Genomic DNA, 9,930 nt, shown 5'->3' with positions numbered 1-9,930 from the left:
AAGGGGGCCTTCATGTACTCGCGAGCGGACCGGAGCCGCCGGTGGCCGTTCGGTCAGGCGGGAGCGCCCCGAACCGCCATCTTCTGCACATCCATGTAGAGGCAACCGGCCGTGGTCGGCTGCGGTGAGCAGGTCCGTTCCGGATAGAAGGACAGCTGGTTGGACGAAACGGTCAGCCGCACGAACCGCACCCCGGTCGCGCTGCCCGGCGCGAGCTGAAGCGCGGTGAGCTTGTTCAGGTCGGCGGGTTTGAAGTCGCCGGTGCCCGCCTTCACCCAGTTCGTGCCGTCCACCGAGGTCTCGACGGTGACGTCCTTGGCCGCGGCGGGCGGGTCGTCGCCGCAGACGTTGGACGGGTCGATCTCGATAGCGCTGACGTTGACCGGTTTGCCCAGCTTGATGGTCACGAACCGGGTCTCGATCGTGCCGTCGGGGCGGACGACCTTGTCGGTCGACCAGCCGCCACCGCCCAGCACCGACGAGGCCGCCAAGTCACCGGGACCGCAGCCGTACGGGGTGTAGTCGACGCCGTTGAATCCGGCGACCGCGGCACCGGCGGTACCGGCGGCCCAGTTGAACCGCAGTGACCAGTCGACCTTGGTGGTACCCGAGCGCACCGAGACCGCGCGGGTCTCGCTGTCCGCGCCGCCACCGAAGGCGTACACCTTCGGATAGGTGCCAGGGAGCACACCGGGGATGGTGTAGACGCCGGCGGCGTCGGTGACCGCGGCCAGCGACCCGGCGAAACCTGAGTCGTGCCCGCCGAACCGGACGGCGACGCCCGCGATCGGGGCCCCGCCGTCGTGGTTGGTGACCTTGCCGGTCACGGTCCCGGTCGGGGTGCCCGCGGGCGGCGGGGTGGAGAAGTCCTCGGCCGGCTGGGTGTCGGCGCCGGTGATCGACGCGGCGAAGTAGCCCATGCCGCGGGCCGCGAAGGCCTTCCACAGTTTGGCGTGCGCGCGGCCGCCGTTGATCACCGTGTCGGCCTGCAGGATCGCGTTCCGCATGTCGAGGAAGGACGGCGACGCGGGCGAAAGCTCCATCGCGCGGGTGACCAGGGCGCGCGTCAGCGGCACCCCGAGCGCGGAGCGGACGTCCCACAGCGTGCTCGCCCAGATCTCACCGTCGGCGTGCACCTCCGGGCCACCGATGATCCGGCCGAGGTCGCCGTAGGTGTAGCCGCCGGGCCCGGCTCCGGGCGTGCCGGGGCACTGCGGCGCACCGGCGCCGACCGGACAGTCCAGTGGCTGGGTGCGGGCGAGGGGCACGCCGTTGCTGACGTAGTCGCCGCCGAGGAGCTCACCGGGCGCCGAGGTGTCCTTGATCGCGTTACGCCCGACGAGGTAGTCGAAGGCGTACCAGTCGCTCCACGCCTCCCCCATCGCGCCGGACTGGAAGGTGTTGAGCGTCGAGTTGCCCTGCGCGTCGACGACGAGCCGGTTGGACAGGCCGTGCGTGTACTCGTGGTGGATGATCGTGGCGTCGTCGGCGGAGTTCGCGGCGAGGAACGGATCGCTGGGATCCCGGGGGTCGTGGAACAGGAACATCCCCATCGTCGGCGCCTGACCGTCCGGCGGGGTGCCCATGAACGCGTTGTCGTAGTAGCCCGGCGTCTGGGCGCCGAGCAGGGTGTGGACCTGGACGGCGTCACCGTCGACCTTCTCGAAGTTGCCTGCCTCGCGGGTGAACCCGATCGGGAAGGAGGCCAGATGGTCGTGGAAGCTTCCGACGTAGGCCAGCGCCTGCACGGCGTTCTGTTCCCGGTTCTTCGCCCACGAGCCCGGTGTCTTCGGGTCCCAGGAGCACGGCCTCGCCGCGGAACACGGCGGGCCGACGACGGCGTTGAAGTCGGTGAACTTGTACCGGTAGGTGCCGTCGGTGTTCGGCCCGATCTCTTCCTGCGGCTGGAACTTCTGGTCGCCGTTGACGTCGGCGGCGACGTGCGCGACGTTGCCGTCCAGGGTCTTGGCGTCGGCGGGCAGCCAGCCCTTCTGGGTCAGGTTGACCTGCTTCTGCGGGCCGGGCTGTGCCTCCCAGGCGAGCCCCTTGGCGCCGTCGGCGTCGTTCGCGTGGTTGACCAGGTTCTTGCGGTACAGGAGTTTCCCGGTCCCCGCGTCGGTCACTTCCTGGAACATCTTGTCCACGGCGGGTTTGGTCAGCCGGTACCAGGCGGGGCGGATCCCGTCGGGGGTGAGGAAGGCGACCTGCCTGGCGTCCGGGGCGGGTGCGGCCAAGGCACTCGCGCCGAGCGACGCGGGGAGGCCGCGCACGGGTGAGCCGTCCAGCTGGATCAGCCTGCCGTCCTTGGTGACGTGCGCCTTCAGCCCGTTGCCGAAGACCGGGACGCCGCCGACGGCCTGGGTGAAGGACAGATGGTGCGTGCCTTCGACGTCGACGTAGTCCTTGCGCAGGTTCAGGTTCGCGGTGTCGTCGGCACTCAGGCCGACGAGCCCTTCGTGCTTGCGCAGGTAGTTCAGGACGATGTCACGAGGCGACTCGGCGCTCGGGCCGGTGAGGAATCCGTCGGTGCGGGCGAGGACGCGGGGGGTGCCGGTCAGCTCGTCGAAGTCGAGCAAGGCCTGGTTCCCGAGTTCCGCTCGCGCCTTGGCGACGGAGTTCGCCTGGGATGCCGAGAGCCGGTCCTGCGCGCCGAGGGCGTGCGGGCCGGTTCTCGCCGTGTCGCGGACATCGACGTCCTTTCCGGATCTGTCCGGTGTGGTGTGGACGGCGCCCGGTCCCGGTGCCGCGCCGGCTTGGGGCGCCGTGATCAGCGCTAACACTGTCATTGCGGTCACGGCGCACAACGAGGCACGCGAACGCGACGAACGTGACGTCACTCCAGACCCCTCTCTCGGTGGTGACGCAGACGTTCCCTTCGTACCGATACAGTCACTGTGGACGTCAGCGCCGATCAGGTACGACCATCCCGGTGAGCGGCACCCCCGGCCTTGACCCGTCCACAGTGGACTCAGCGGTATTCGTAGGGGACGATGGACAGCGCCACGGAATTCGAGCAGCTGCGGCCCGTCATGTTCGGGCTCGCCTACCGTCTCCTCGGTTCGGCGGCGGAGGCGGAAGACGCCGTCCAGGACGCCTATCCGAAGTGGGCGGGCGCCGAGCGCGGGTCGATCGAGTCGCCGCGGGCGTGGCTGGCGAAAGTGGTCACCAATCTCTGCCTGAACCGGCTGACCTCGGCCAGGGCGCAGCGCGAACGGTACGTCGGGCCGTGGCTGCCCGAACCGGTCCTGACCTCGGACGACGCACTCGGCCCGTTGGAGACGGCGGAGCAGCGGGATTCGGTGTCGCTGGCGATGCTGGTGCTGCTGGAACAGCTCGGCCCGGTCGAGCGGGCGGTGTTCGTGCTGAAGGAGGCCTTCGCCTACAGCCATCGGGAGATCGGCGCGATCCTCGACGTCTCCGAAGTCAACTCGCGCCAGTTGCACAGCCGCGCGCGACGGGCGCTGGACCGATCGGGAGAGCGACGGGTTTCGAACCCGCGACATCTGGAGAAGCTGGTCGAGAGCTTCCTGTCGGCGGCGCGGGACGGTGACCTTCCCGCCCTGGAGAGTTTACTGGCTTCCGACGTCACGGCGTGGTCGGACGGCGGCGGCAAGGTCACCGCGGCCCGGCGTCCGGTGCACGGCGCGGCGAAGGTCGCCCGGCTGTACGCCGGGATGTTCGCCGGCGCCGCGCAGGTCTCGATCGGGATCGGCGAGGTCAACGGTGGTCCCGCGGTGATCGCGACGGCAGGCGACGCCTTGTTCGGCGTCCTGGGGTTCGAGGTGGTGGACAGCCGGATCGCCGGGCTCCGCGCGGTCGGGAATCCGGACAAACTCGCGTACCTCTCGCGGCAGCTGTCACGTTCCGGGTGGTCTGCCGGTTCTTGAGGGTGGAAACTCTCGTGAACGGAGGACCTGGGTGATGAAACCGATTCTGGTGACCGGCGGTACCGGCGACCTCGGCCGTGAGGTGGTGCGGCGGCTGGCGGCCGACGATCGGCCCGTCCGGATCATGAGCCGGCGGCCGCATCCCTCGGACGTCGCCCACGAATGGGCGCGATGCGACCTGAAGACCGGTGACGGTCTCGCCGAGGCCGTCACCGGTGTCTCGGCGATCATCCACTGCGCGTCGACGCTGGGACGCGGGGACGAACAGGTGACGCGGAACCTGGTCGAGGCGGCGCGGAGCGCGGGCAGCCCGCATCTGGTGTACATCTCGATCGTCGGCATCGACGTGATCCGGTTCTTCTACTACAACGAGAAGCTGGCCTCGGAGAAGGTGATCGAGGAGTCCGGTCTGCCGTGGACGGTGCTGCGCGCGACGCAGTTCCACGAGCTCGTCGCGCGGGCGTCGACGGCGCAGCGCCGGCTGCCGGTGACGTTCATGCCGTCCGGCTTCCGGTTCCAGCCGGTCAGCACCGGCGACGTCGCGGACCGGCTGGTCGCGCTGGCGTCCGGCGAGCCGTCGGGGCGGGTGCCGGACCTGGGCGGCCCCGAGGTGCGGACCGCCCGTGACCTGGCGGAGGCGTATCAGCGGTCGGTGGGGCGGCGGAAGCCGATCGTGTCGCTGTGGCTGCCGGGCAAGGCGTCCCGGGCGTTCCGGGAGGGCGGGAACCTGACCCCGGGGAACGCGACCGGTGTGGGCACCTTCGAGGAGTTCCTCTCCTCACGCGTTTAGTCCTCTGGACGCGGCACGACGAGCCGGGTTCACGCGTGCGAGTTACGGTGGCCTGGTGACGATCACCGGGTTCTTCTCCTCCTTCGAAACGGGTGATCCACAGCCGGTGGATCCGGCCTTGCGGGTCGGTACCGGACCGGAGTCGTCGCCGACGGCGAAGACGGGCGTCGGGTTCACCGGCGCGCACGCCCTCCGCTACGAGAACACGCTGCGCGCGACGGTGTTCGAAGTGGACATCGAGGTCACCGGCCACACGGAACTGTCCTATGTGGTCTTCCCCGAGGCCGAACCCGACGCCGTGCCCAGCTACCGCAGCACCTTCGTGGCATTGGACGTCGAGTTCGACGACGGGACGGCCGCCGGTTTCAGCGCCGAAGAGCAGGGCTTGGACAAGACGCTGTACGTGGACCAGTGGAACCTGGTGCACCGCGGACTGGCCGGGTTCGCCGGACGGCGGATCGCCCGGATCGTCCTGGTCAGCGAGCCGCCGGACGGCGCGAGCGCGGGTTGGCTGGACGACGTCCGGATCACCGGGCGCACGGTCGAGATCCGCGAGCCGGTGGACCACGTCCGCACCACCCGCGGCACGCATTCCAGCGACAAGTTCTCCCGGGGCAACAACTTCCCCGCGACCTCCGTCCCGCACGGCTTCAACTTCTGGACCCCGGTGACCGACGCGGCCGTCACGAACTGGCTCTACAGCTATCACCGGCACAACGACGCCACGAACCGCCCGGCGTTGCAGGCGTTCGCGCTGTCGCACCAGCCGAGTCCGTGGATGGGCGACCGGCACACCTTCCAGGTGATGCCGGGAATCGGCGAGATCGAAGCGGACCGGTCTCGTCGCGCGCTCGCGTTCTCCCATGACGACGAGATCGACCGGCCACATCACTACGGTGTCCGGTTCGCCAACGGCATCACCACCGACATCGCCCCGGCGGATCACGCGGCGCTGTTCCGGTTCACCTTCCCGGGTGATCGTGGCTGGCTGCTGTTCGACAACGCCCGCAACCGGGGCGGGTTGCGGCTCGACGCGGCGAACGGCGTGGTCACCGGCCACACCTGGGTCCGCAGCAGGTTGTCGGCCGGGGCGCGGCGGATGTTCGTCCACGCCGAGTTCGACGTCCCGGCCGCACGCGGCGGGAAGATCCGCCGCCCGGCCTGGCGCACGGTGACCGGGTTCCTGGAGTTCGCGGCCGGTGAAGTGACGATGCGGATCGCGACGTCGCTGATCAGCCTCGCGCAGGCGAAGCGGAACCTCGACCTGGAGATCCCCGCCGGGACGAGCTTCGAGCAGGTCCGCGGCCGGGCCCGCGCGCGGTGGGCAGAGGTGCTGGACCGGGTCGAGATCGAAGGGGCGACCGAGGACCAGCGCACGACGTTCTACTCCAACCTCTACCGCCTGTTCCTGTACCCGAACTCCGCGCACGAGGACACGCCGAAGGGCGTCCGCCACGCGAGCCCGGTCATCCGCCGCCTCTGGCCCAGCACACGCACCAGGACCGGCGCGAAAGTGGTCGACGGCGAGATGTACGTCAACAACGGCTTCTGGGACACCTACCGCACCACGTGGCCGGCCTACGCCCTGCTCACCCCCGGCCGGTGCGGTCGGATGATCGACGGGTTCGTCCGCCAGTACCGCGAAGGCGGCTGGATCTCGCGCTGGTCCTCCCCCGGCTACGCCAATCTCATGACCGGCACCAGTTCCGACGTGGCGTTCGCCGACGCGTACCTCAAGGGCGTGCGCGGTTTCGACGTCGAGGCGGCCTACGAGGCGGGGCTGAAGAACGCGACGGTGACGCCTCGCGGGCAGAGCGTCGGCCGGAAGGGCTTGCACGAGTCGATCTTCCTCGGGTTCACGCCCACCTCGGTCCACGAGGGACTGTCGTGGGCGCTGGAGGGTTGCGTCAACGACTTCGGCCTGGCCAATCTCGCCGAGGCACTCGGCCGTCACGACGACGCCGCATACTTCCGGCAGCGCTCGCAGCAGTACGCGAACCACTTCGACCCGCTGATCGGGTTCTTCCAGGGTCGCAACCGTGACGGCAGCCGCCACTTCGCGGCCGCGGGTTACGACCCCGAGGCGTGGGGCGGCGACTTCACCGAGACGAACTCCTGGAACACCGCCTTCTCCGTCCCGCACGACGGCGCCGGGCTGGCCGCGCTGCACGGCGGCACCGGGGCGCTGGAGTCCAAACTGGACACGTTCTTCGCGACACCGGAGACCGGCCGCAAACCGGGCTCGTACGGCGGGCTGATCCACGAGATGACCGAGGCCCGCGACGTCCGGATGGGACAGTACGGTCATTCCAACCAGCCGTCGCACCACATCCCGTGGATCTACAACCTCGCCGGCGCGCCCTCCAAGACCCAGCGGATCGTGCGGGAGGTCCTGCGGCGGCTCTACGTCGGAAGCGACCTCGGCCAGGGCTACCCGGGCGACGAGGACAACGGCGAGATGTCCGCCTGGTACGTCTTCGGCGCGCTCGGGTTCTACCCGCTGGCGATGGGCAGCCCCGAGTACGCGATCGGCTCGCCGCTGTTCACGAAGGCGACCGTCCATCTGGAGAACGGGAAAGACCTCGTCGTCGAGGCACCCGGCAACTCGGAGACGGCCGTCTACGTCCAAGGGTTGACGATCGACGGAAAGCCGCACGAGAGCACCACGCTCGCGCATTCGGCGCTGGCCGAAGGGGCGGTGCTGACGTTCACGATGGGTGAGCAACCGTCGGACTGGGGCCGCTCCCCCGCCGAGCCCGTCGCCCCGTGTCCGCTCACGGACATCACGGCGGGCGCCGGTGCCCTGTTCGACGACACCACCAAGACCGAGGTCACCTTCCCCGACCGTGAACCCGTCATCGATTTCCCCGTCGAGGACACGTCTCGTGAGGTCGTGATGTACACGCTGACCTCGGGAAGCCGCCGGGGCGATCCGCGTTCGTGGGTGCTGGAGGGGTCCGACGACGGCGAGCGCTGGACGCTGCTGGACCAGCGCGAGGGCGAGGCGTTCCGCTGGCGCCGTCAGACCCGGCCGTTCGCCCTCGCCGAGCCGGCGCGGCACGCCCGATACCGTCTTCGCATCACCTCGTCCACCGCCCGGCGGGTCACCCTCGCCCAAGGAGAGCTGCTCGCCCGATGATCTCCCGCATCACCCAGGCCACGACCGATCGCCTGGTCGCCTCCGATCCCGGCCTGGTCCGGCTCCGGCTCGCCTTCTCGGCCGTGCTCAGCATCGTCGTCGCCGTCCTGGCCATCCTGCCGTTCCACCAGCCGCTCACGGTCACTCTCGTCGCCGCGATCGCCGCCATGACCTCCGCCTTCACCGTCAACGACGAGACCCCGGCGAAGCAGGCGGTGACGCTGCTGCTCGGGCTGATACTCGGCGCGGCGTCGCTCACCGCGGCCAGCGTGGGTTCGGCCGTACCGCCGTTGGACAGCGTCGTGTTCGTGCTCTTGATCTTCGTCGCCGTCTACGCCCAGCGGTTCGGTTCGCGCGGGATCGCGCTGGGGTCGCTGTCGTTCTTCTTGTTCTTCTTCGCGATGTTCCTCCAGACGCATCTGAAGCAGGTCCCGGCACTGCTGCTGGCGCTGACGATCGGCATCGCGGCCAACGCGGTGGTCCGGTTCGTCCTGGTACGCAGGCACACCGACGCGGAGTTCCTCCGGATCCGGCGGGCGTTCCGGGCACGGCTCGCCGCCGTGGTGCGCGCGGCGGAAGACCACCTCGCGGTGGGCGGCAGCGAGCGCACCCGCAAGCGGCTCCGCACGACGAACTCCCGCATGCACGAGTCGGTGCTGCTCATCGAGGACACCGCGCCCGAGGTGACCGGCGCGGACTCGGCGAACCGGCTCCGCCGCCGCGCGATCGAGGTCGAGCTGGCCGTGCAGTGGCTGACGATCACCGTGCAGCGCACCTGTGCCGAGGATCTCGACGAGGACGTCCGGGACGATCTGATCGCGCGGATGCGGCGGTTCCGGTCGCTGATCGAGCGGGATCCGCGAGAGCTGCCGCTGATCAGCGAGACCGAAGAGTTCAGCAAGATGCTGGTGGAAGGCAGCCGGATCGACGAGCACGCCGCACCCGGCGACGGTGTCCGTCGCGCTCTCGCCGAACTCGCGCTGGCCGATGTGCGGGCGCAGCGGGTCGCCGAGCACGACGTCTCCGCAGTCCTCGACGCCGCCGACGATCCCAAGGATCCCGAGGAGAAGTCGTCGGCGTTCGCCTACGACAACCAGACGCGCAGCGCCATCCAGGCCGTGGTCGGCGGCGGGCTCGCCGTGCTCGGCGGGGAGCTGGTGTCGAGCCAGCGGTGGTACTGGGCGGTGCTGACGGTGTTCGTGGTGTTCATCGGCTCGTCGACCGCGGGGGCGACGTTCGTCAAGGGTGTCCGCCGGCTCGGCGGGACCCTCATCGGGATCGTGGGCGGGCTTGCGCTGGCGCTGCTGGTGTCGGGCAGCGCGCCGGCGACGCTGGCACTGATCCTGGTGTGCGTTTTCGGCATGGTCTACATGGCGCGGGTGTCGCAGGTGATCATGGCGTTCTTCATCACCAGCATGCTCGGGTTGCTCTACAGCCTGCTGGGGACGTTCAGTATCGAGGTGCTGTGGATCCGGGTCGCGGAGACCGCGGTGGGCGCGGCGGCCGGGGTACTGGCGGCGGTGGTGATCGTGCCGGTGCGCACCCGTGCGGTGATGCTGGACGACGTCTCGGCGTTGCTGGACGAACTGGACGAGTTCGTGGAGAAGACCGCGGGCTTGTTGTCGGGTGCGGAGAACGTGAGCGTCATCGAGAAATCGCGTGATCTGGACCGGGCGGTGGACAAGGTCCGCACGACCATCGAGCCGCTCACCCATCCGGTGAATCTCAGCAGCCGTCGCGACTACGGCTGGCATGTGCTCACGACGGTGGAGACGATCGCCTTCCGCGCCCGGCATGTCGCCGCGCGGTCGCAGGCCGGGCTGCTGGTGAACGAGGCGGACCGGCTGCTGCTGTACACCGGGCGGATCCGCGCGAACATCGCGATGCTGGGGAAAGCGATCGGCGATCCCGGCGGTTCCGGACACGGGACGCTGGTCCGGGACGACGGGACGCCGGTGGCGGACCGGATCGACGATCCCCGGGCGAGGTCGGTGCTCACCAGTTTCGGGCATCTCGACGAGACGGTGATCGCGCTGGGCCGCTCGTTCGGGGTGGAGGCCACGGATCCGGCGCCGTCCGGGAAAGGGTGACGGCCTTCTTCGTCGAGGTTCGAA

Annotated in this window: 5 protein-coding genes; 4 read left to right on the top strand and 1 reads right to left on the bottom strand. The window is 69.7% G+C overall.

Annotation, left to right across the window (positions count from 1 at the left end):
* Window positions 1–53: 53 nt before the first annotated feature.
* Window positions 54–2,786: a M36 family metallopeptidase gene (locus CFP71_RS38385; RefSeq protein WP_093938802.1), complete on the bottom strand. Its 2,733-nt coding sequence runs from the start codon at window positions 2,784–2,786 to the stop codon at window positions 54–56.
* Window positions 2,787–2,990: 204 nt separating this feature from the next.
* Between CFP71_RS38385 and CFP71_RS38380 the strand changes: the two genes are divergently transcribed.
* From CFP71_RS38380 to CFP71_RS38365, 4 genes are read left to right on the top strand one after another with little or no spacing between them, the layout of a single operon-like run.
* Window positions 2,991–3,887 carry an RNA polymerase sigma-70 factor gene (locus CFP71_RS38380; RefSeq protein WP_093938801.1) on the top strand — a complete coding sequence of 299 codons (897 nt, stop codon included), beginning with the start codon at window positions 2,991–2,993 and terminating at the stop codon, window positions 3,885–3,887.
* A 31-nt stretch (window positions 3,888–3,918) separates the two neighbouring features.
* Window positions 3,919–4,677 carry an SDR family oxidoreductase gene (locus CFP71_RS38375; protein WP_093938800.1) on the top strand — a complete coding sequence of 253 codons (759 nt, stop codon included), beginning with the start codon at window positions 3,919–3,921 and terminating at the stop codon, window positions 4,675–4,677.
* A gap of 55 nt (window positions 4,678–4,732) precedes the next feature.
* Window positions 4,733–7,816: a GH92 family glycosyl hydrolase gene (locus CFP71_RS38370; RefSeq protein ID WP_093938799.1), complete on the top strand. Its 3,084-nt coding sequence runs from the start codon at window positions 4,733–4,735 to the stop codon at window positions 7,814–7,816.
* On the top strand, window positions 7,813–9,906 hold the full coding sequence (locus CFP71_RS38365; protein ID WP_093938798.1) for an FUSC family protein: 2,094 nt from the start codon (window positions 7,813–7,815) through the stop codon (window positions 9,904–9,906). The genes CFP71_RS38370 and CFP71_RS38365 overlap by 4 nt, the downstream gene beginning before the upstream one ends.
* Window positions 9,907–9,930 lie beyond the last annotated feature (24 nt).

Origin of the sequence: Amycolatopsis thailandensis, from assembly GCF_002234405.1 — a bacterium.
Classification (GTDB): domain Bacteria; phylum Actinomycetota; class Actinomycetes; order Mycobacteriales; family Pseudonocardiaceae; genus Amycolatopsis; species Amycolatopsis thailandensis.
The sequence above is the reverse complement of the archived record's forward strand: the minus strand, read 5'-3'. Positions and strand labels throughout refer to the sequence as shown.